Annotated in this window: 21 protein-coding genes and 1 tRNA gene; 15 read left to right on the top strand and 7 right to left on the bottom strand. The window is 63.5% G+C overall.

Annotated features, from left to right (window positions below; all coding sequences use genetic code 11):
- The 3 genes from HUI96_RS15480 to HUI96_RS15470 form a co-directional block, all read left to right on the top strand.
- Positions 1-531 (top strand): molybdopterin dinucleotide binding domain-containing protein (locus HUI96_RS15480; protein ID WP_273033183.1); only part of this gene is annotated, 531 nt, incomplete at its 5' end.
- A gap of 16 nt (positions 532-547) precedes the next feature.
- A complete protein-coding gene (fdh3B, locus tag HUI96_RS15475; protein WP_188255551.1) occupies positions 548-1,144 on the top strand; it encodes a formate dehydrogenase FDH3 subunit beta in 597 nt (198 codons plus the stop codon).
- Between the two features lie 67 nt (positions 1,145-1,211).
- Complete coding sequence (locus tag HUI96_RS15470; RefSeq protein WP_188255550.1) at positions 1,212-2,237, top strand: formate dehydrogenase subunit gamma; 1,026 nt, start codon at positions 1,212-1,214, stop codon at positions 2,235-2,237.
- Between the two features lie 138 nt (positions 2,238-2,375).
- On the opposite strand, the gene HUI96_RS15465 is transcribed toward HUI96_RS15470, so the two are convergent.
- Both HUI96_RS15465 and HUI96_RS15460 read right to left on the bottom strand, forming a co-directional pair.
- The gene (locus HUI96_RS15465; protein WP_188255549.1) at positions 2,376-2,585 is read right to left on the bottom strand and encodes a hypothetical protein; all 210 of its coding nucleotides are present in this window, start codon (positions 2,583-2,585) and stop codon (positions 2,376-2,378) included.
- A 63-nt stretch (positions 2,586-2,648) separates the two neighbouring features.
- Complete coding sequence (locus tag HUI96_RS15460; protein ID WP_188255548.1) at positions 2,649-3,377, bottom strand: hypothetical protein; 729 nt, start codon at positions 3,375-3,377, stop codon at positions 2,649-2,651.
- Positions 3,378-3,825: 448 nt separating this feature from the next.
- Between HUI96_RS15460 and HUI96_RS15455 the strand changes: the two genes are divergently transcribed.
- The 4 genes from HUI96_RS15455 (at position 3,826) to HUI96_RS15440 (ending at position 7,734) form a co-directional block, all read left to right on the top strand.
- Positions 3,826-4,599, top strand: coding sequence for an amino acid ABC transporter substrate-binding protein (locus HUI96_RS15455; protein ID WP_188255547.1), 774 nt, complete (start codon positions 3,826-3,828; stop codon positions 4,597-4,599).
- A gap of 80 nt (positions 4,600-4,679) precedes the next feature.
- Positions 4,680-5,360: an ABC transporter permease subunit gene (locus tag HUI96_RS15450; protein ID WP_188255546.1), complete on the top strand. Its 681-nt coding sequence runs from the start codon at positions 4,680-4,682 to the stop codon at positions 5,358-5,360.
- Positions 5,357-6,130 carry an amino acid ABC transporter ATP-binding protein gene (locus HUI96_RS15445; protein WP_188255545.1) on the top strand — a complete coding sequence of 258 codons (774 nt, stop codon included), beginning with the start codon at positions 5,357-5,359 and terminating at the stop codon, positions 6,128-6,130. The genes HUI96_RS15450 and HUI96_RS15445 overlap by 4 nt, the downstream gene beginning before the upstream one ends.
- Before the next feature lie 95 nt (positions 6,131-6,225).
- Complete coding sequence (locus HUI96_RS15440) at positions 6,226-7,734, top strand: S10 family peptidase (protein WP_188255544.1); 1,509 nt, start codon at positions 6,226-6,228, stop codon at positions 7,732-7,734.
- 7 nt (positions 7,735-7,741) lie between these two features.
- Here the strand turns inward: HUI96_RS15440 and HUI96_RS15435 are convergent, their stop codons facing one another.
- Positions 7,742-8,728, bottom strand: a complete 987-nt coding sequence (locus tag HUI96_RS15435; RefSeq protein ID WP_188255543.1) for an MBL fold metallo-hydrolase — start codon at positions 8,726-8,728, stop codon at positions 7,742-7,744.
- A gap of 235 nt (positions 8,729-8,963) precedes the next feature.
- Here HUI96_RS15435 and HUI96_RS15430 point away from each other — a divergent pair, with 235 nt between their 5' ends.
- From HUI96_RS15430 to HUI96_RS15420, 3 genes are read left to right on the top strand one after another with little or no spacing between them, the layout of a single operon-like run.
- The gene (locus HUI96_RS15430; protein ID WP_188255542.1) at positions 8,964-9,983 is read left to right on the top strand and encodes an ABC transporter substrate-binding protein; all 1,020 of its coding nucleotides are present in this window, start codon (positions 8,964-8,966) and stop codon (positions 9,981-9,983) included.
- 53 nt (positions 9,984-10,036) lie between these two features.
- Positions 10,037-12,265: an ABC transporter permease gene (locus HUI96_RS15425; protein WP_188255541.1), complete on the top strand. Its 2,229-nt coding sequence runs from the start codon at positions 10,037-10,039 to the stop codon at positions 12,263-12,265.
- On the top strand, positions 12,265-13,341 hold the full coding sequence (locus HUI96_RS15420) for an ABC transporter ATP-binding protein (protein WP_188255582.1): 1,077 nt from the start codon (positions 12,265-12,267) through the stop codon (positions 13,339-13,341). Before HUI96_RS15425 ends, HUI96_RS15420 begins: the two co-directional genes overlap by 1 nt.
- 189 nt (positions 13,342-13,530) lie before the next feature.
- Here HUI96_RS15420 and HUI96_RS15415 read toward each other — a convergent pair.
- A tRNA-Ser gene (locus HUI96_RS15415) sits at positions 13,531-13,620 on the bottom strand.
- Positions 13,621-14,106: 486 nt separating this feature from the next.
- Between HUI96_RS15415 and ykgO the strand changes: the two genes are divergently transcribed.
- Together ykgO and HUI96_RS15405 are read left to right on the top strand one after the other, a co-directional pair.
- Positions 14,107-14,232: a type B 50S ribosomal protein L36 gene (gene ykgO / locus HUI96_RS15410; protein WP_188255540.1), complete on the top strand. Its 126-nt coding sequence runs from the start codon at positions 14,107-14,109 to the stop codon at positions 14,230-14,232.
- An 85-nt stretch (positions 14,233-14,317) separates the two neighbouring features.
- Entirely contained in the window at positions 14,318-14,920 is a 603-nt protein-coding gene (locus tag HUI96_RS15405) for a hypothetical protein (RefSeq protein WP_188255539.1), read from the top strand.
- 572 nt (positions 14,921-15,492) lie between these two features.
- Here the strand turns inward: HUI96_RS15405 and pyk are convergent.
- Both pyk and HUI96_RS15395 read right to left on the bottom strand, forming a co-directional pair.
- Positions 15,493-16,917 (bottom strand): pyruvate kinase, encoded by a 1,425-nt coding sequence (pyk, locus tag HUI96_RS15400; protein ID WP_188255538.1) that lies wholly within the window; start codon positions 16,915-16,917, stop codon positions 15,493-15,495.
- Complete coding sequence (locus tag HUI96_RS15395) at positions 16,914-17,393, bottom strand: DUF1036 domain-containing protein (protein ID WP_425299222.1); 480 nt, start codon at positions 17,391-17,393, stop codon at positions 16,914-16,916. The genes pyk and HUI96_RS15395 overlap by 4 nt, the downstream gene beginning before the upstream one ends.
- A 235-nt stretch (positions 17,394-17,628) precedes the next feature.
- Here HUI96_RS15395 and HUI96_RS15390 point away from each other — a divergent pair, with 235 nt between their 5' ends.
- The 3 genes from HUI96_RS15390 (at position 17,629) to HUI96_RS15380 (ending at position 19,252) form a co-directional block, all read left to right on the top strand.
- Positions 17,629-18,432: an N-formylglutamate amidohydrolase gene (locus HUI96_RS15390; protein WP_188255537.1), complete on the top strand. Its 804-nt coding sequence runs from the start codon at positions 17,629-17,631 to the stop codon at positions 18,430-18,432.
- 69 nt (positions 18,433-18,501) lie between these two features.
- Positions 18,502-18,810 (top strand): DUF1244 domain-containing protein, encoded by a 309-nt coding sequence (locus tag HUI96_RS15385; protein ID WP_188255536.1) that lies wholly within the window; start codon positions 18,502-18,504, stop codon positions 18,808-18,810.
- Between the two features lie 181 nt (positions 18,811-18,991).
- A complete protein-coding gene (locus HUI96_RS15380) occupies positions 18,992-19,252 on the top strand; it encodes a DUF2312 domain-containing protein (RefSeq protein WP_188255535.1) in 261 nt (86 codons plus the stop codon).
- Positions 19,253-19,322: 70 nt separating this feature from the next.
- Here HUI96_RS15380 and HUI96_RS15375 read toward each other — a convergent pair whose 3' ends face one another.
- Complete coding sequence (locus tag HUI96_RS15375) at positions 19,323-20,303, bottom strand: NAD(P)H-quinone oxidoreductase (RefSeq protein ID WP_425299225.1); 981 nt, start codon at positions 20,301-20,303, stop codon at positions 19,323-19,325.
- Positions 20,304-20,321 lie beyond the last annotated feature (18 nt).

The raw sequence follows: 20,321 nt of genomic DNA, 5'->3' as shown, positions 1-20,321 counted from the left end.
AAGGTGGATCTGGTCGCCAAGTACCCGACCTATCCGGACGCGAAGCAGTTCCGCCTGCCGAACATCGGCTTCAGCGTGCAGAAGGCAGCGGTGGACAAGGGGATCGCGAAGTCCTTCCCGATCATCCTGACGACCGGTCGCCTGGTGGAATTCGAAGGCGGCGGCGAGGAAACCCGGTCGAACCGCTGGCTGGCCGAGTTACAGCAGGAGATGTTCGTCGAGATCAACCCCGCCGATGCGGCCGAGCGGGGCATCAGCGACGGCGCCTGGGTCTGGGTCAACGGAGCCGAGAACGATTCCAAGGCTAGGATGAAGGCCTTGGTGACCGAGCGGGTCGGCAAGGGCGTAGCGTTCATGCCCTTCCACTTCGGCGGCTGGTTCCAGGGCCAGGACCTGCGGGCCAACTACCCGGAGGGAGCCGACCCCTACGTGCTCGGCGAAAGCGCCAATAGCATCACCACCTACGGCTACGACCCGGTGACGGGCATGCAGGAGCCGAAGGTCACGCTTTGCCAGATCGCGGCGGCATAAGAGGGAGGAACCAAGAATGGCCAGGATGAAGTTCCTTTGCGACGCCGACCGCTGCATTGAGTGCAACGCCTGCGTCACCGCCTGCAAGAACGCGCACGACGTGCCGTGGGGCATCAACCGGCGCCGCGTCGTCACCATCAATGACGGCAAGCCCGGCGAGCGCTCCGTGTCGATGGCCTGCATGCACTGCACCGACGCGCCCTGTGCGGCGGTGTGCCCGGTCGATTGCTTCTACACCACCGCTGACGCCGTGGTTCTGCACTCGAAGGATCTGTGCATCGGCTGCGGCTACTGCTTCTACGCCTGCCCGTTCGGTGCGCCGCAATATCCGCGCGTCGGCAATTTCGGCACGCGCGGCAAGATGGACAAATGCACCTTCTGCGCCGGCGGTCCGGAAGCGGATTCGACCGAGATCGAATATGCAAAATACGGCGCCAACCGCCTGAACGAAGGCAAACTGCCGCTTTGCGCAGAAATGTGCTCGACCAAGTCGCTACTCGCCGGAGACGGCGAGATCATCGCGTCGATCTACAGGGAGCGGGTGACGCAGCGCGGCTACGGTTCAGGCGCGTGGGGCTGGCAGACGGCCTATCGGGAGACGGTCGAAGTCTAGTTTGGCAATCAGGCAGCGGGCGCTGGTTGGGTTCCCACAGCGAAACAAGCGCAGGAGGACGGAGCAAATGCGGATCTGGAGCCTTGGTCGACTGATTTCGCCGGCTGTCGCGGCGCTCATTCTGGCTTTCGGCCTGCTTGTTGTTCCTGCGGTAGCGCAGAATGGCTCATCGGGAAGCAACCCGACCGCACAAGCGGTGAACGAGCAGCAACTCCTCGATGAACTCAACAAGGTCCAGGGCCGCATCACCATACCGGACCGCAAGGCCGCGACACTACAGCAGCCGCAAGGCCGCGACTACCAAGGGTTCCATGAGCGCGCGCTGCCGTGGATCGGCGCCATCGCCATCATCGGCATGTTGCTCGTGCTCGCGCTCTTCTACCTCTTCCGGGGTCGCATCCGTACACTGGCGGGTGAATCGGGCATCAGGATCCTTCGGTTCAACGCGCTGGAACGTCTGGCGCACTGGACGACCGCAACGGCCTTCATCATCCTTGCCATCACGGGCCTGAACTTCGTCTTCGGCAAGCGCCTGCTGATGCCGCTGATCGGACCGGAGGCATTCTCGACCTGGTCGATCTGGGCGAAATATGCGCATGACTTCGTCGCCTGGGCGTTCATGCTCGGCGTGCTGGTCATGCTGGTTTTGTGGGTTTGGGACAATTTCCCGGATCGCTACGACGCAAACTGGCTGAAGTCCGCCGGCGGAATGTTCGACAAGTCGAACAGGACGCACCCGCCGGCAGGGCGCTTCAACACCGGCCAGAAGCTCATCTTCTGGGCGGTCGTGCTGGGCGGAATCGCGCTGTCGGCCTCAGGCATCTTCATGCTGTTCCCGTTCGCTTTCACCGACATCAACGGCATGCAGACGGCCCAGTATATCCATGCGATCGTGGGCGTCCTGCTGATCGCGGTCATGATCGCCCACATCTACATCGGCACGCTTGGCATGGAAGGCGCCTACGAGGCAATGGGCTCGGGCACCGTCGATCTGAACTGGGCCAAGGAGCACCACAGCGTCTGGGTGGATGAGCAGCAGGCGAAGACGAAAGGCGGAGTGCCGCCGCACACGGCTCCCACACCGGCCGAGTAGGTCCGGCCTCTCCACGGAATCGAAGCGCCCGGCCGATCGGTCCGGGCGCTTTTGCTTTTAACTGTAGGTGGTTACGGCGTCATTGCCGCCGTCCAATGCGGACGACGCAATCACGTCTGGAGCTATGCCAGGTCACCGCTAGGAAGCGTTTTTCTCGCCCGTTCCGGTAGAACTGCCACGGGGCTCGCCGGTCCAGTTCTGGCCGACCAGATTGTGGCCCGGATCGCCCACCCGCGTGCTTTCGGTGCTGAATACCTGCCAGGAAGGCTCCTGCTGCGCCTGCAGAACATAGCCGGCGCCGACTGCGATCACGATCGCAACGACAATTCCTGTCAAGATCATGCGCATCCCGCCTACTCCTTTCTGTTGCCATTCGAGACGGGCCGCCGCCAAGCGTGCCCAGTGTTGCTATTATTGCGGCGCCTGCGGCGTCGCGCCCTGCCCGCCGGCTGCCCCGGACGGCTGCGCCGGCGCGCCCGATTTCTGCTGATATTGCAGATCGAGCGCCGCCAATGCCATCAGCGGCGGCGGCATGGCGACGCCGGCAACTCTCATTTCACGGGCCGCTTTTTGGCATTGCGCGATATCGTTTCCGCCCGCGAGTTGCTCGGCCGCTTCGACGGTCAGCACGGATTCCTTGGGCGTGCTGGTCACATCGGCGGGGGGCACTGGAGCGGCCCTTGATTCCTTGTGGGGCGCGTTTTGCACCGACCCGGAGGCCGCCTTGTCCTTGCCCGGCTCCGGTGCATCGGTCGCCACGCCCTTCTGCCCGGTAACCGCCTGTGCTGAATTCGCCGCGGTGTCCGGCTTCGCCGACGCGCCTTCGCCAGCATGGGTTGTGCCAGCCAAGGCGGACGAGCCCTGCTGGTTTGACCCCGACTGCTGAGCCGGCGGTGGCTGCTGCTGGGCCGGCGCGGCCGGTTTCGCTGCAGCGGCCGGTGCAGCCGGCTCTGGCGGGGGCGCCTTCATGAAGGCGAGGAGTTCCTGACAAAGATTGGCCGGGCCGCCTTGCTGCGAAGCGGCCGCCTGAGCGGCCGGCGCTTCAGCCGCGGGAGCAGCCGGCTGTGGCGACGTGGTGGTCTGTGCCAGCGAAGTTGACGCCGAGAGTGCGAACATTCCCGCAAGGACGATTTTTCTCATCGCTAGCTCCTTCCCCTATTATTTAGACGGCGGTCGCCAAATTCCATGCCGTAAGGTGCAGGACCATCGCACAACTTGCAAGTTCGAACAAAATGGCCGTCGTCAACTTGCGTTCCATTACAGCGCTTTCGATCCTTATTCTGAGGTCCGGACCGGCGCCTGACGTCAGAGGAAGCCCTGGCATCAGCATCACGCGTGCTGACCGCGTAATCCAACGGTCAAAGTTTTGATGCGCGACCGTCCGATTCTACTCCACGACCTGAAGTTTTTCTTCCACCTGGCCGACTCAGGAGGCAGTTCACGACTCCATTCTACAATAGCCATCCAGTTTGGAAATGCATTGCGGTTCCTGCCATTTTCCTCGGTTCACCGCGCCTTGTTGATGAAAGTCGCTGGCCTAGATTGCATAGGCATCCACTCTGGGATGCGGGAACAACGGGAAACGAACATGAACTGGCTCAAATTGCTCGCTGCCGCCAGTGCCATTCAGGCGCTCGCCATTCTGCCCGGACACGCCGGCGCAAATCTCGACGCCATCAAGTCCGCTGGTGTTTTCAAGATCGGAACCGAGGGCACCTATGCGCCCTTCACCTACCATGACGAGACCGGCAAGCTGGTCGGCTTCGACGTGGAGATCGGCGAGGAAGTCGCGAAGCGGCTCGGCGTGAAGCCCGAATTCGTCGAGGGCAAGTGGGACGGTCTCATCGCAGGCCTCGATGTCCAGCGCTATGACGCGGTGATCAATCAGGTCGGCCTCACCGAGGAGCGCAAGGCGAAGTTCGATTTTTCCGAACCCTATATCGCCTCGAAGGCAGCGCTGATCGTGCGCGAGGACAATACCGAGATCAAGAGTTTCCCGGACCTCTCCGGCAAGAAGTCGGCGCAATCGCTGACAAGCAACTATGCCAGGATGGCAGAGCAGGCGGGCGCGCAATTGGTCGGAACTGAAGGCTTCGATCAATCCATAGCCCTCGTTGTCCAGCGCCGTGCCGACGCCACGATCAACGACAGCCTGTCTTTCCTCGATTTCAAGAAGAAGCAGCCTGCCGCTCCCGTGAAGATCGCCGCGACAGAAGACGACGCTTCCTACTCCGGCATCATCGTCCGCAAAGGCGATCCCGAACTCGTCGCCGCGATCAATGATGCGCTCAAGGAGATGAAGGCCGACGGCACCTACCAGAAGATAGCCGAGAAGTACTTCGGCCAGGACGTCTCGCAGTGATGCACATAGAACTCTCGGCCTGCGCCGCTCGCTTCACGGCACAGGCTCGTTAGAGAAATACTGTTCGGCGGGGATCTCCGGTGCCGCATTGGCTGCAATTGATGCTCGATTCGCTCGGCCCGCTCCTGTGGGCCGGGCTCGTTTTCACCGTTCCGCTGACGCTGCTGTCCTTCGCGCTCGGCCTCAGCCTTGGACTGCTGTCGGCGCTCATCCGCCTGTTCGGCCCGCCGCCGCTGGCGGCTCTGGTCCGCTTCTATGTCTGGATTATCCGTGGCACGCCGCTGCTCGTCCAGCTCTTCCTCATCTTCTACGGCCTGCCTTCGGTAGGCATCCTGCTCGATGCATTCCCCGCTGCGCTCATCGGCTTTACTCTCAATATCGGCGCCTACACGTCCGAGATCATACGCGCGACCATCTCGTCGGTTGCCAAGGGCCAGTGGGAGGCCTCCTTCTCCATCGGCATGTCCTGGGGCCAGACCATGCGCCGCACCATCCTGCCGCAGGCCACCCGCGTTGCGGTGCCGCCGCTGTCGAATACCTTCATCTCCCTGGTCAAGGACACGTCGCTGGCTGCGGCGATCACTGTCCCCGAACTGTTCCAGACGGCCCAGCGAATCGTCGCCACGACCTATGAGCCGCTGATCCTCTATGTCGAGGCCGCGCTCATCTATCTTGCCATCAGTTCGGTGCTGTCGGCCCTGCAGGCGCGTCTCGAGATGCGGCTCGGCCGCTATGGCGGCTTCATGGAGGCGCGCTCTTGATCGAGCTGTCGCACATCGAAAAGAAGTTCGGCGACCATACGGTCTTGCACGACGTCAGCGTCAGCTTCGCCGAGGGCAGCGTCACGGCGCTGATCGGCCCGTCGGGCGGTGGCAAGTCGACCCTTCTGCGATGCATCAACCTTCTGGAGATTCCCACCTCCGGGCGCGTTCGGATCGGCGACGAGGCGATCGATTTCCGTCCCGGGGTCAAGGTGCGATGGGCCTCCATCCAGAAACTGCGCCGGCAGACGGGCATGGTGTTCCAGAACTTCCAGCTCTTTCCCCATCGCACCGCGATCGACAATGTGTCGGAGGCGCTGACGACGGTCCTGAAATGGCCGCGGGAGAAAGCGCAGCAGCGCGCGCGGGAATTGCTCGACAAGGTTGGCCTGGCCCACAAGGCCGATGCCTGGCCTTCCACGCTATCTGGCGGCCAGCAGCAGCGTGTGGCCATCGCCCGGGCCCTGGCCCCGTCGCCGAAAGTCCTGCTTTGCGACGAGCCGACCTCGGCGCTCGACCCCGAGCTTGCGGGCGAAGTGGTGGAAGTGCTCGCGCAACTCGCGCGGGAAGGGACGACGATGGTGATCGCCACCCACGATCTGCGCCTAGCCTCGACCATAGCGCAGGAGGCGATCTTCCTCGACGCCGGCGTGGTGGTGGAGCAGGGCCCGGCCCGGCATATCTTCACCAACCCGCAGCGTCAGCGCACCCAGCGTTTCATTGCGACGCTGACCCATAAACCACGCGAGCAAGAAGGCAGCGGCATCTAGCGACTGGGCCGCGGGTCGCGCTCGGCGTCACGGCTCGTTGACTTGGGCGCCGGGGCCGCCGTGGTAGTTTGGCTCGGCATTCGATCGGAGGAGCCATGCGAGCCATGCTGAAGACGATCGTCCTTGTCCTTTCCCTGATGGCGGGCGCCTCCATCGGATACGCACAGGACGAAGGGAAACCGACGCCTTCCCGCGGGGCGATTTCGCTCATACCCGAGCCGCAATCGACCATGCATTCCGTGACGGTGGGCGGGAAAGTGCTCGCCTATGAGGCGAAGGCAGGGATGCTCCCACTGCTCTCGGGCGACGGCAGCGTCACGGCGAACATCTTCTATGTATCCTACACCGCTCGGCCGCATGGCGGGACGGTCGAACCCCCGAAGCGGCCAGTGACCTTTGTATTCAATGGCGGTCCCGGAGCCGCATCCGCCTATCTGCATCTCGGTGGCCTTGGCCCCCGCATCCTTGCCTCAGGCGAAGACGGCATGTTTCTCCCGCCGCCGCAGAAGCTGATCGACAATCCGGACAGTTGGCTCGACATGACCGACCTGGTCTTCGTCGACCCGGTCGGCACCGGCTACAGCCGCGCGGCGCCGGGACACAAGGAAGAGGACTTCTGGGGCGTCAATGAGGACGCCGCATCGCTGGGGAGCTTCATCAGGCTCTATCTCGCGCAGACGGGTCGGACCGCGTCGCCCATCTTCCTTGCCGGCGAGAGCTATGGCGGGTTTCGCGTGGCGTTACTGGCGCGGACGCTGCAGGAGGATGTCGGGATTACGCCAAGCGGTATCGTGCTGATTTCGCCGGCACTTGAATTCATGCTGGTGCAGCCGGACGAGTTTGATTTGCTGCACTGGGCCATAGAACTGCCTTCGATGGCAGCCGTTCGTCTGATCAGCGAGGGCGTGACCGGGCGACAACTGGAGCAACACCTCGCGGATGTCGAGCGCTATGCGACTGGCGACTATCTGGTCGCGCTGGCGAGCGGGCTGGAGAGCGGCGGAAGCCAGGCGAGCAGTCGCGTCGCCGAGATCACTGGGCTGCCTGCCGACCTCGTCGAGCGCAACTTCGCCCGCATCCCAACGGCGCTTTTCGCAAGGGAGTTCGCCCGCGCGCGTGGTCTTGCACTCAGTCTCTATGACGGATCGGTGGAAGGGCCGGACCTTTCGCCGGGCAGCATGCGGGGGGCGGGCGTCGATCCGGTGTTCGACCGCAGCGTCCCGGCGCTGACCGCCGCCTTTGTCCATTACGTCAGCAGCGAGTTGAACTTCCGAACCGATCTCAGCTATCGCCTGCTGAATCGGGACGCCAGCCGACACTGGAACTACGGCTCGTCACGCCAAGGATATGCCGGGGTGATGAACGACCTCCAGCGTGCGCGCGCCCTCAACCCTTCGCTCGCCGTGGTGATCGTCAATGGGTACACGGATCTGATTACGCCCTACCTGGCGACCCGCTATCTGGTGAACCAGTTGCCGACCCTCAAAGGCGTGAAACCGATCCGCGCCGAAGTGCTGCCAGGCGGACACATGATGTATTTTCGCAATGACGGCAGGGCCGCGCTGAAACAGGTGGCATCCGAGATCTATCGCAGGACTGGATAGCTGCATCTCATGGAGGCCGGAAGCTTCTTTCGAACTCGGTCCGCAGGTCGTCCTCACGGTCGCTGTAGCGCGGTGAAAGGTGCATCTGGTGTGCAGCGGAGACAGCCGCGATCCGTGCGATCTCGCCTGCCTGCGCCGCCGTCAGATGCTTCTTCGACGCAGCAAGCTCCCGGTCCTCGTCCAGGAAACCGCCTTCGATGAACAGGTGATCAACTCCTTGAGCCAGCGCGCAGAGCCGCGCCACGTTCTTTGGAGTGAAGGCAAGATCGGTGGCGTAGACGATGCGCTGTCCAGGTGCACAGGTCAGTGCATTTTCACGCAGCAATGTACGGAGCGATATGCGCCGGTCGGGCATCGGAGTGAACTCGAGGTCGAGATCGGCACCCGTCCGGGCTGCTCGCTTCGCCACGGTCAGCCAGGGCCCGACAGGCAGGCCGAGTTCATCCAGGCGCACCTTGTGTACATTGACGCGCAGTCTCTCCTGAAACGCGAAGGCCAGGCTGGGTATGCCGTGATCGAGCGTCATCGCCTCGATCGAGAATTCCGGCTCCTCGAGCGGCAGCAGCCCGCCCGGCACCTTCCTGTTCTCGCGCCTAAACGCGGCTCGGGCCCGGAAGACGGCTGCGGCCGTAAAACCCTCCTCTGTCCAGTCCGATGCCACGAGCCCGAAATCTTGCGACCGCTCGTCCAGGAGGTTCCACGTATAGGCCCGAAGCTTCGCCTCGACTGCATCGACAAGCCCCGGCGGTCCGACGAGATGGAGGCGCTTGTCACGATAGAGCGACAGCCTCAGCAGAGTGTCGAACCCGACGAAGTGATCCATGTGCATGTGAGAGACGAAAACGTGCGACACGCGCAGGATCTCGCGCGGTGACAGCGCAGAAAGGTCGCCCAGGTCGAACAGGATTGCCCTGCGGCCAAACCGGAAATCCAGGAGCAACCCGGGATCGGAGAACGCCTCGTTTGTCAGGCGCGGTTGGATCAACTGCGTCATTCAGGAGCGTACAATGGGTGTCGCATGTCACTGACCTGTGGCTCCCATGGGAGCGTCTCGCAGACAGTGAACAGTATCCCATCGGAGTTGTTCCAGAAGCTCGGCGATTGCCCGGTAGAGCGCAGAGGTTCCGCAAATTCTCCGCTAAGTCGCCGCTATGTCAGAGATGCTTAACACAACGCTTGCTCCTCGGAGCCGCATTGATAGATTAGCCAACTAAATGGGAGGGAGAAGAATGACGCTTCGTGGTTTTTTTGCCGGCTCTGCGCTCGCGCTCGCCTCTTTCGGGACCGCCGCTGCGGATAATCTTACTCTCTACTGCGCCGCAGAAGAGGCATGGTGCCAGCAGATCAAGACGGATTTCGAGGCGAAGACCGGCATTACCGTGGACATGACTCGCAAGAGCTCTGGCGAGACCTATGCTCAAGTGCGGGCAGAAGCCAGCAATCCCAAGGGAGATGTCTGGTGGGGAGGCACCGGCGATCCGCATCTGCAGGCGGCGGAGGAGGACCTTACCGAGGCGTACGAATCCCCCAACCGCGGCGAGTTGCAGGACTGGGCAATCAAGCAGGCCGCAGCGGCCGACAACAAGACGATCGGCGTCTATTCGGGGGCCCTGGGCTTCGGCTACAACAAGGACCTTCTCGCTCAGAACAGCCTTCCCGAGCCGAAGTGCTGGGCGGACCTCACGAAACCGGAATACAAGGGCCACATCCAGATGGCCAACCCGAATTCCTCGGGTACAGCCTACACCATGCTGGCCACCATGGTGCAACTGATGGGGGAGGACAAGGGATTCGAATACCTGAAGGCCCTGCACAAAAACATCAACCAGTACACCAAGTCGGGATCGGCGCCGATCAAGGCGGCAGGGCTCGGCGAGACCACGATCGGCATCGTCTTCATGCACGACGCCGTGGCGCAGAGTGCCGCGGGTTTTCCGATCGTCACGATTTGCCCATGCGAAGGCACGGGCTTCGAGATCGGCTCGATGTCGCTGATCAAGGGCGCCCGCAACCCCGAGGCGGCCAGGCAATTCTACGACTGGGCACTCACCGCCGAGATGCAATCCAAGGCGAAGGACGCAAAATCCTTCCAGTTGCCTTCTAACAAGAACGCGGCGGTCTCGGGACTCACTCCCGATCTCTCGACGATCAAATTGATCGACTACGACTTCGAGAAGTACGGCTCGAGCGACGAGCGCAAGCGCCTCCTGAAGAAGTGGGACGAGGAGGTTTCGACGCTGCCGCAATAGCTGTGCGCTTCCGGGAGAGCAGAAGCGCGCTTCATCCGACTGCCGCGTTATGGATGGCGGTCGGGCTGGCAGGGTACGTCCTGCTGCCTTGGTACGGACTGCGGGACAATTTCCTCACCTTCGGCTGGCTTCTCGACGGCTATCCATTCGACAATGCGCCCGCACTGTTTCTGGTGCTTCAGGGCCAAAAGCCTTGGCTTGCACCGATAGGGCTGCTCCTGGCCTTCCCGCTTCTGCTTTGGCGGCGCGAGAAGTCCGATCCGGTATTCGCTGGGCTGTTGATCGCGACCGGTGCGATGGGTCTCGGCTACTTCCTCCTTCAGGGATTCGGCATCGGCCTCAGGGGCTGGAACTGGCAATGGCTCGCGGGCTTGTTCGGAGAGTTGGAGGACCGGCAGTTCGGCATGGGCTGGGGCACATTGCTGGTCGGCGGCGCCTTCCTTTTCCTCCTGACGACCGGCCTCGCCGCTCGCGGCGCGGTTGGCGGAGACGAATTCGTTGTCGGCTCGATCGGCTTCGTGATTACCGTCGTCGGCCTGTTCATTTTCATGCCCATCATGCAGATGATGGGCAGCGCGCTGGTGACCCAGGAAGGCGAGTATTCTGTCGGCACCTTCTTATCGAAACTGTTCAGCCAACGGCTCTGGGGGCTCGGCTGCGTAACAGGCGGACCGCGTTGTGGGGTCGCCTGGAACTCACTGCTGCTCGCCATCGTTGTCGGGGTTTTGACGACGGTCCTTGGACTGGTGTTCGCGCTCGTGGTGACGCGCACTGGCTTCCGATACGGCAAGCTGCTCCGTGCCCTGACGGTGCTGCCGATCATCACGCCGCCTTTCGTGATCGGCCTCGCGATAATCCTGCTATTCGGCCTGTCCGGCATTGTTACGCAAGGCGCAGCTGCGGTCCTCGGCATCCAGCCGACTCGCTGGGTCTACGGCTTTCCCGGCCTCCTGATTGCGCAGACACTCGCCTTCACGCCCATCGCGTTCCTCGTCATGATTGGCGTGGTCGAGGGCGTCAGCCCTTCCATGGAGGAGGCGGCGCAGACACTCAGGGCCAATCGCTGGCAGACCTTCGTCACGGTTTCCCTGCCTCTGATGCGTCCAGGGCTCGCCAATGCGTTCCTCCTCGGCTTCATCGAGTCGATGGCCGATTTCGGCAATCCACTGGTGCTGGGCGGCAATTTCGACGTGCTCTCGACGGAGATCTTCTTCGCCATTGTGGGAGCGCGATACGATCAGGCGCAGGCCGCCATCCTGGGGCTCGTCCTGCTCTGTTTCACGCTGGGCGCCTTCTACGCCCAGCGTGTCTGGCTGGGCAGCAAGTCGTACACGACCGTGTCCGGCAAGGGCGATGCCGGCGTTCATCCGCATCTTCCGAACAACTTCCGAAACTTCGTCTACGCAATCGCCGGGGCGTGGACCCTATTCACCCTGCTGATCTATGTGACCATCTTCTACGGCAGCTTCGTCAAGCTGTGGGGCGTCGACTTTTCCCTGACGCTCGACCACTACTTGAAGGCGTTCTCCGTCGGCTGGACGGAATTCGGCTTCCACTGGCGTGGTTCGGCCTGGAGTTCCTTCTGGACGACCATGAAGATCGCCCTGATCTCGGCGCCGCTCACGGCGGCGATCGGGCTGCTCACCGCCTATCTTCTGGTCCGGCAGAATTTTGCGGGCAAGGACGGTTTCGAATTCGGGACGATGCTGTCCTTCGCCATCCCCGGCACGGTGATCGGCGTGTCCTATGTCATCGCATTCAACGTGCCTCCGATCGAACTGACCGGGACTGGCATCATCCTGGTCCTGTCTTTCATCTTCCGCAACATGCCCGTCGGCGTGCGCGCCGGGGTCGCCTCCATGTCGCAGATCGACAGAAGTCTGGATGAATCGTCGCTGACATTGGGGGCGAGTTCCTTCCAGACTTTTCGCAGAGTGGTGCTGCCGCTGCTCAAGCCGGCCATCATCGCGGCGCTCGTCTACTCCTTTGTGCGCGCCATGACGGCGATCAGCGCGGTTATTTTCCTCGTCAGCGCCCAGTACGACCTTTCCACCAGCTACATCGTTGGCCGTGTCGAGAACAACGAATACGGCATCGCGATCGCCTATTCCGCAGTGCTGATCGGCGTGATGCTGGCCGTGATCGGTCTGATGCAGCTTGCGGTAGGCAGCCGCAACATTGGCCGCCGCACTCAGGACGACCCACAAGCGACCGGCTGGCGAAGCAATGTCAGCCTCCCCGACTCCGGACGTGCGGCGCCGGCAATGACGGGGGGCGGATGATGGTCGAGATCAAGAGCAACGCGGCGTCGGTAGAGTTCCGAGGCGTCACCAAGATCTACGGCAAGAGCAAGGTGCCGGCGGTCAACGACATCTCTCTCCTGATCGAGACCGGCAAGCTCGTCACCCTCCTCGGTCCCTCCGGTTGCGGCAAGACGACGACTCTTCGGATGATTGCCGGACTGGAATTCGCCACCCAGGGAAAGATCCTGATAGGCGACAGGGATGTGACGCGCCTGCCCGCGACCGAGCGCGACGTCTCTATGGTGTTTCAGTCCTATGCGCTCTTTCCCCATATGACCGTTCGGGAGAACGTCGAGTACGGTCTGAAGTTTTCCGGCTTCACTCGCAAGGAGACGACCGACAAGGCACGGGCCGGCCTGGAACTGGTAGGGCTTGTCGACTATGGCGATCGCCTCCCCAGCCAGCTCTCCGGCGGGCAGCAGCAGCGCGTCGCCGTTGCCCGCGCCCTCGTTCTAGAGCCGCAGGTACTGCTCTTCGACGAACCACTTTCCAACCTCGACGCAAAGCTGCGGCGCCACGTGCGCGAGGAGATCCGCGAGATCCAGCAGAAGCTTGGGCTCACCGTTGTCTACGTCACGCATGATCAGGAGGAGGCGCTGGCCGTATCAGATCGCATTGTCGTCATGAACAATGCGATTATCGCGCAGGAAGGAACGCCGCGGGAGCTTTACGATCAGCCTGCAAATGCATTCGTGGCCGACTTTATCGGCGAAGCCAATATCTTCGACTGCGAAGTGGAATCGGTCGACAATGGCCGGGCAAAGGTGCGGCTAGGACCATTGAGGCTCGATCTTCCCGCCGGCTCCCACAAGACCGGTCCGGCAAAGATCGCCGCTCGGCCCCGTCGTATCCTCGTTCGGGATGCTCAGTCGGCGGGTACGATGCCAGGGCGACTACTGAAGGTCACCTATGTCGGCAGCCATCTCGAGTTCATGATCGACACGGAACTGGGCCCGGTATTCGCAGTGTCGCCGGAGGTGGACACGCCCTTCGCGGCCGGACAGGCGGTCGGCGTCGCTCTGCCGGAGCGAGGACCGGTGCTGATCTCAGCCTGACATCCGCCGCCGGCCTCATGCTAGGCGGGCGTTCGTTCACCGAAGCAGGCCAGTACTTCAGCAGCGAGACATAGGCCCGCAGGCCGGTCCCGGTATAGGTGTCGACTGACGGTCGTCGATGAGCCCGATGAAGAGGCCGCCTGAAGCAGGCGGTCTCGATGTCCGCGTTCGGGCTTTATGGGGACTAACTGGCGGAGAGGGAGGGATTCGAACCCCCGATACCCTTGCGAGTATGCCGCATTTCGAGTGCGGTGCATTCAACCACTCTGCCACCTCTCCGCGGATCGTGGTCGGCCATTCGGCGCGGGCACTAGATAGCGGCAGGATGGGCAGCTTACAAGGCCAAAACGCAAGCGGCCAACGCCTTCATTTTTGCCGCAACGGAGAACTGGCCAGCAAGGAGTGCGCCGGGAGGACATCTCTGCCTGATAGTCCAGCGAACCTGCAGATCCTTCAGCACTACCCGAAGTCTCGAATCCCCAGCGCGACACTCTCGAGGTCGCCGACATGGCCAAGTTTGAGCGCCCGCAGCCTGAGGACACGGCCAGCTTGCCCTGAAAGGGCTCTTCAACCACGCCATGCGCTATACGGTCCGGCAAGGATCGACGCGTCGAAGCCGGCAGGCACTGAATCGAAGCGCTGCCATGACATATCCTTGACAGCGGCGCGGCTTTGCCCCTATGAGCCTGACAACTTCTTCGGGCGCGCTCTCGGGCGCGCCTTTCCGTTGGGCCCTGCCGGGCCTCCGATCGACAGGCCAGACCAATGAAGATCAAGAACTCCCTCAAGGCCCTCAGGGCCCGCCATCGCGACAACCAGCTTGTTCGCCGCAAGGGGCGCATCTACATCATCAACAAGAGCGCGCCCCGCTACAAGTCGCGCCAGGGCTGAGCCCGGCGACCGGCGCCCCGCATCCTGCCGGGCGCTCACGCGGTTTTCGATTGACGTTGTCTTCCGGAGACCTAGTGTTCCCGGAATGAGAAGCCTTGTAGCTGGTGTTTCCGCGCTGCTGTTGCTGCAAAGCGGCGCCGTGCGCGCGCAGGAGACGACCCCTCCTCCATCGCAGGACCTGCCCGATGTTTCGGCGCCGAAGACGCGCGCCGAGCGCCTGGACGATCTGTTCGCGCAGCTGAAACGCGAGCGCAACGAGAAGAGGGCCGAGCGCATCGCCGCTCGAATATGGCAGGAATGGAACCGATCCGGCAGCGCGATCACCGACCTGATGATGCGGTGGTCGCAGGAGGCGATCGAGAAGAAGAAATTCGACGCAGCGCTCGACTTCCTCGACCAGGTGGTCACGCTCGCACCCTCCTATGCCGAAGGCTGGAACCGGCGTGCGACCGTGCACTACATGATGCACAACTACCGCAAGTCGATGGCCGACATCGAAAAGACCCTCGAGCTTGAGCCCCGGCATTTCGGCGCACTCTCGGGGCTCGCCGAGATCATGAAGGAGCGCGGGCGCAAGCAGTTGGCACTGCAAGCCTACGAGCGCATCCTGGCGGTCTATCCGATGATGCGCAGGGCCCAGGAAGCGGTGGGCAAGCTCTCCGAAGACCTCACGGGCGACGCGATTTGATCCGGCTACCGCAGTGGAGAAGTTTTCGAGCAAGCCGGTCGATTTCGCGGCTGCGCTGAGGTTGGAGGCTTTGATCGCGCCGGAGGCCGGGGAAACATCCGCCGACGTTGGCGACGAGGTCTTCGGAATTGTAGGGCTCCCGGAAGGCGGGCTATTGTCCTTTCCTGAAGCGCTGCCTTCCTCAGCACCTGTCTAGGTGGTGCGTCCTTCGACAAGCTCAGGATGAGGGGCGTAGGCGCAGGGTGCTGCCCGTTCCCGGCAGGCTCAGGTTGAGAGGCGTAGGCGCAGGATGCTGCCCGTTCTCGGCAGGCTCAGGATGAGAGGCGTAGGCGCAGGATGCCGCCCCCCTGGCGCATTCTCGCTCCTTTTTGAGGGAAGAAGGAAGCTGGCTGGACGTAGACGCCACCTCTCCTCGCACGTGCCGAAAGGTAAAGGTGAAGGGCAGCGCCAGCCTCCCTCATCCTGAGCCTGTCGAAGGACGCACGACCAACCAACTGCTACGGAACGCGGCGCTTCAGGTTCAACAGGGGCACTTCCCGCGATCGCTAACGCGTAGAAGCCAATCAGTCGAATCAGGCTTCCGAGCCGAGATAGGCGATGCGCAGCATGTTGGTGGAGCCCGGGGTACGCAGCGGTACGCCGGCGGTGATGATGATCCGGTCTCCCGGCGAGCCAAAACCCTCGGCGCGGGCGATGCGGCAGGCGCGCAGCACCATGTCGTCCAAGTCGATGGCGTCGGGGGTGACCACGCAATGCGTCCCCCACAGCAGCGACAGGCGGCGCGCCGTCTGGAGCACCGGCGAGAGCGCGATAATCGGCACGCGCGGCCGCTCGCGTGCGGCCCTCAGTCCCGTCGTACCGGAGGCGGTGTAGCTGACGATTGCCGAAAGGTTGAGCGTCTCGGCGATCTGGCGCGCGGCCAGCGAGATCGCGTCCGCACCGGTCGCCTCAGGCTCCGACCGCTGCGAGTTGATGATGCCCGAATAGAGCGGGTCCTGCTCCACCTGTTCGGCGATGCGGTTCATCATCGAGACCGCCTCGACCGGGTAGGCGCCGGCCGCAGATTCTGCCGAAAGCATCACCGCGTCCGCGCCCTCGAAGACGGCGATCGAGACGTCCGACACCTCCGCGCGGGTCGGCACCGGCGCGGTGATCATCGATTCCAGCATCTGCGTGGCGACCACCACCGGCTTGCCGGCCCGGCGAGCGGCCCGCGTGATCTGCTTCTGGATGCCCGGAACCCTCTCCAGCGGCATCTCGACGCCAAGATCGCCGCGCGCGACCATCAGAGCATCGGAAAGTTCGATGATCTCGGGCAATCTGGCAACCGCCTGCGGCTTCTCGATCTTCGACATCAAAAGCGCCCGTCCGCGCGCGATCTTGCGCGCCTCCGCGAGGTCCTCGGGCCGCTGGATGAAGGACAGCGCGATCCAGTCGACGCCGGCGTCGAGAACCGCATCGAGATCGGCGCGATCCTTCTCCGTCAGCGCGCCGACCGGAAGCTCGGTATCCGGCAGGCTGACGCCCTTCTTGTCGGAGATCTTGTCGCCGGCAACCACGACGGCCTCGATCGACTTGCCGTCGCAGCGCACCGCCTTGAGCTCGAGCTTGCCGTCGTCAATGAGAAGGCGGTGTCCTTCCTGCACGGATTGCAGGATCTCGGGGTGCGGCAGGTAGACGCGGTGCGCGTCGCCGGGGGCCGGGTTGCCGTCCAGCGTGAAGGTCTGGCCTACTGAAAGGGCCACCTTGCCGTCGGCGAACTTGCCGACCCGGAGCTTCGGTCCCTGAAGGTCCGCAAGAATCCCGATCGGCCGCCGGACCGTCTCCTCGACGGAGCGGATGCGCTCCACCAGGGTGCGCATGAGCGAGTGGTCCGTATGGCTCATATTGATGCGGAACACGTCCGCACCCGCCTCGAAGAGCTTTCGGATCATCTCCTCGGAGGAGGAGGCTGGTCCGATCGTGGCGAGGATCTTGACTTTTCGGCTACGTCTCATTGCTGCGGGGCTCCCGCGGTTTCGGCGTCACCGCCGCTCGCGGGCTGGTCTGTGAGCTGGACCATCCAACTCGCCTGCTCGCCGGTGTCGTATTCCTGGAAGCCGGCCCGCTGGAACCCGCGCGCGACGCAATCCGTCACACCGGCGACCTTGAATTCCTTTTCCGCCACGCACATCGTGATCGGACCATCCCAGCGGCCGCCGCGCTCTGCGTCTTCCGCGTACAGGTAGTAGAAGCGCGAGGACAGCGGCCCTTCGATCAGGGTTTTGCAGGTCGAACCCTCGATGTGCCACCAGCCCTCGGTGACCCAGCCGGCCTTGGCGCGGTAGCCGATGCCCACCCCGACGAGGTTCTGGGTGGCGTTGCAGACCCGGAAGTCCGCCCTGGCCTCGCCCACTGCAAGCATCGGCAATGCCGCCACGGCAAGCGCCGCCGCTAGGGCAAATCGGCAGCCTGGGCCGATGCCACATTGCATTGCCATACCTCTCAAAGCTGTCGAAAGCATCTGTTCCAGCCCCTTTTCGGCAAACGGCGCCCGCATGTCAACGCGCGCGCATCCCTTGTCCAATCGATTTAACGAGCCGCCCCGGCGCCGCCAGCCCGCTGTTTCCGCCGCAAGATTGGCGAAACAACGACGTTGCCTCCGGCGAACGCATCCTTCAAAAGACGCTGCAATAGCCGGCATTGCGGCACTCGCATGTGGAACGCAGATGACACGAACGGCCGTTTTCGCTCCAGTCATCCGGATCGAGGGTGACCATAAGCAGGGTATCGTGCTTGTAGCTGACCATGCGCGCCGCGACCTGCCCGACGAATACGGCGATCTGGGCCTGCCTGCGAGCGAGTTCGACCGCCACATCGCCTATGACATCGGCGTCGAACAGGTGACGCGCTCTCTTGCCGCGCGGCTGCAGGCACCGGCCATCATGGCGGGTTTTTCGCGGCTGCTGGTCGACCCCAATCGCGGCGAGGACGATCCCACCCTGATCCGCCAACTCTACGACGGCACCGTCGTGCCGGCCAACTATCCGATCACGCCGCAGGAGCGCGAGCGGCGGCTCGACCTCTTCTACCGGCCTTATCACGACGCCGTATCGGCCACGATCGCTTCGGTCGCCAGGGAGAGCGGCGGCGCACCCTTCATCCTGTCCGTGCACTCCTTCACGCCGGTCATGCAGGGTCGCACGCGGCCGTGGCATGCCGGGGTCCTGTGGGACCTGGACGGCCGTGCCGCAAGGCCGCTGATCGACCTGCTCGCGGCCGACCCGCTGCTTATCATCGGCGACAACGAGCCCTACGACGGCGCGCTAAGGGGCGACACCATGTACCGCCACGCCATCGTCAACGGATTCGCCCATGCGCTGATCGAGATCAGGCAGGACCTCATCGCTGATTCGCTTGGCGCCGAGGCCTGGGCCGAACGCCTCGCCCCGATCGTTGACGCGATCAACAGGCGCACCGATATCCATCAGGTGCAGCGATTCGGCTCGCGCACAGGCCCGCTTGCGGTATAGCGGAAGCCTTGGGACGGAGTTCCCTTAGGCGAGCCGACGCTCCCATGGTGGCTAAAAGAGGAGGCTCGGATGCCCGACCTGACGGATGAACAGAAGCGCGAATTCGAGGCGGCGGCCTTCCGCCGGCTGCTGGCGCACCTGCGCGAGCGCACCGACGTGCAGAACATCGACCTGATGAACCTCGCGGGCTTCTGCCGCAACTGCCTGTCCAACTGGTATCGCGATGCAGCGACTGACGCCGGGGTGGACCTCAGCAAGGAAGACTCGCGGGAGATCGTCTACGGCATGCCCTACGCAGAGTGGCAGGCCCGCTATCAGACCGAGGCTTCCGCCGAGAAGGTTGCCGCTTTCGAGACAAATCGGCCGAAGGAGCATTGAGGCGGGCAGGCGGATCCTCCGTCGGAGAAGCCTTGCAGCGGCGCGGAGCCTTGCGGGCCAGCCAGCGGACGGCGCGGCACGCCGCACCGCCACTCTCTTGACCCTCGCGCCCCATTGAGGCATCGAACCCCACCGCCGCGGCTCGGGAGAGTCGCGGCTCGTTTTCTACACGGGGACAGACATGGCCGACGAGATCACCGACAACAGCCAGACCGTCGCGGCGGGCCAACTGCGCGCCCTGATCGAACGCATCGAGCGCCTCGAAGAGGAGAAGCAGACGATCAGCGACGACATCAAGGACGTCTACGCCGAGGCGAAAGGCACGGGCTTCGACACCAAGGCCCTGCGCACCATCATCCGCATGCGAAAGAAGGACGCAGCCGAGCGCCAGGAGGAGGAGGCAATCCTCGACCTCTACATGGCCGCGCTGGGGATGGAGTGACCCGAGCTCAGGGTGCCTGAAGGCTCCCGCAGGGGGCCTGACCGCCTAAATCAGCAGCCAGATGACGCGCCTACGCGACATCGAGCACGATCTTGCCAATATGCGCGCCCTCTTCCATCCGCTCGTGGGCGCGCCAGGCTTCCTTCAGCGGGAGGATGGTGTCCAGCACCGGGGCGACCTGCCGTTTCTCCAGCAAGGGCCAGACCTGCGACTCCAGGGCGGCTGCGACCGCGCCCTTGAACTCAATGGTACGGGGCCTGAGCGTCGAGCCGGTATGGACGAGGCGTTTCACCATCAGCTTGCTGACATCCGCCTGCGCCGTCGCTCCGCCCTGCACGGCGATCTGCACGATGCGGCCCGCAATTGCCGCGGCCGAGTAGTTCCGGTTGACATAGTCGCCGCCGACCATGTCGAGGATCACGTCGGCGCCCCTACCCTCCGTGAAATGCTTCACCTCTGCGACGAAATCCTCGCTGCGGTAGTTGATCGCCCGGTCGGCGCCCAGCTTCAGGCAGGCCGCGCATTTCTCGTCGCTGCCGGCCGTCGTAATCACGGTTGAGCCGAAGGCCTTTGCAAGCTGGATCGCCGTGGTGCCGATGCCCGATGTGCCGCCATGGACGAGCAGCGTCTCGCCCGGCTTGAGGGCGCCGCGCTCGAACACATTGTGCCAGACCGTGAAGAAGGTCTCGGGCAGCGCCGCCGCCTCTGTCATGGTGAAGCCCGCCGGCACCGGCAGGGCATTCGATTCATGCACTTTGCAGTATTCGGCATAACCCCCGCCGGGAGCCAGCGCGCATACCTGATCGCCCACGCGCCAGCGCTTAACTCCGGGTCCGGTCGCCGCCACTTCCCCGGCGACTTCCAGGCCCGGAAGATCGGATGCACCGGGAGGCGGCGGGTAGGCGCCCTTGCGCTGCAGCACGTCGGGGCGGTTCACGCCGGCGGCCCGCACCTTGATCAGGATCTCGCCCTCCCCCGGCACCGGTACATCGCGTCTTTCGGGCTTGAGAACCATCGGGCCACCGGGCTGCGAGATGGCTATTACCGTCATTCGCGCCGGCAGGTTGGG

The sequence above is a fragment of the Pseudaminobacter soli (ex Zhang et al. 2022) genome (assembly GCF_014595955.1).
In the GTDB taxonomy this organism is placed as follows: Bacteria; Pseudomonadota; Alphaproteobacteria; order Rhizobiales; family Rhizobiaceae; genus Kumtagia; species Kumtagia pseudosoli.
Note: the sequence above shows the minus strand (reverse complement) of the source record. Positions and strands in the feature narration are given on the sequence as shown.

Excerpts from the sequence above, each read along its gene's own strand:
- fdh3B (WP_188255551.1), top strand. The coding sequence starts at position 548 with ATGGCCAGGATGAAGTTCCTTTGCGACGCCGACCGCTGCATTGAGTGC.
- HUI96_RS15470 (WP_188255550.1), top strand. The coding sequence starts at position 1,212 with ATGCGGATCTGGAGCCTTGGTCGACTGATTTCGCCGGCTGTCGCGGCG.
- HUI96_RS15465 (WP_188255549.1), bottom strand. The coding sequence starts at position 2,585 with ATGCGCATGATCTTGACAGGAATTGTCGTTGCGATCGTGATCGCAGTC.
- HUI96_RS15460 (WP_188255548.1), bottom strand. The coding sequence starts at position 3,377 with ATGAGAAAAATCGTCCTTGCGGGAATGTTCGCACTCTCGGCGTCAACT.
- HUI96_RS15455 (WP_188255547.1), top strand. The coding sequence starts at position 3,826 with ATGAACTGGCTCAAATTGCTCGCTGCCGCCAGTGCCATTCAGGCGCTC.
- HUI96_RS15440 (WP_188255544.1), top strand. The coding sequence starts at position 6,226 with ATGCGAGCCATGCTGAAGACGATCGTCCTTGTCCTTTCCCTGATGGCG.
- HUI96_RS15435 (WP_188255543.1), bottom strand. The coding sequence starts at position 8,728 with ATGACGCAGTTGATCCAACCGCGCCTGACAAACGAGGCGTTCTCCGAT.
- HUI96_RS15430 (WP_188255542.1), top strand. The coding sequence starts at position 8,964 with ATGACGCTTCGTGGTTTTTTTGCCGGCTCTGCGCTCGCGCTCGCCTCT.
- HUI96_RS15425 (WP_188255541.1), top strand. The coding sequence starts at position 10,037 with ATGGCGGTCGGGCTGGCAGGGTACGTCCTGCTGCCTTGGTACGGACTG.
- HUI96_RS15420 (WP_188255582.1), top strand. The coding sequence starts at position 12,265 with ATGGTCGAGATCAAGAGCAACGCGGCGTCGGTAGAGTTCCGAGGCGTC.
- ykgO (WP_188255540.1), top strand. The coding sequence starts at position 14,107 with ATGAAGATCAAGAACTCCCTCAAGGCCCTCAGGGCCCGCCATCGCGAC.
- HUI96_RS15405 (WP_188255539.1), top strand. The coding sequence starts at position 14,318 with ATGAGAAGCCTTGTAGCTGGTGTTTCCGCGCTGCTGTTGCTGCAAAGC.
- pyk (WP_188255538.1), bottom strand. The coding sequence starts at position 16,917 with ATGAGACGTAGCCGAAAAGTCAAGATCCTCGCCACGATCGGACCAGCC.
- HUI96_RS15395 (WP_425299222.1), bottom strand. The coding sequence starts at position 17,393 with ATGCAATGTGGCATCGGCCCAGGCTGCCGATTTGCCCTAGCGGCGGCG.
- HUI96_RS15390 (WP_188255537.1), top strand. The coding sequence starts at position 17,629 with ATGACACGAACGGCCGTTTTCGCTCCAGTCATCCGGATCGAGGGTGAC.
- HUI96_RS15385 (WP_188255536.1), top strand. The coding sequence starts at position 18,502 with ATGCCCGACCTGACGGATGAACAGAAGCGCGAATTCGAGGCGGCGGCC.
- HUI96_RS15380 (WP_188255535.1), top strand. The coding sequence starts at position 18,992 with ATGGCCGACGAGATCACCGACAACAGCCAGACCGTCGCGGCGGGCCAA.
- HUI96_RS15375 (WP_425299225.1), bottom strand. The coding sequence starts at position 20,303 with ATGACGGTAATAGCCATCTCGCAGCCCGGTGGCCCGATGGTTCTCAAG.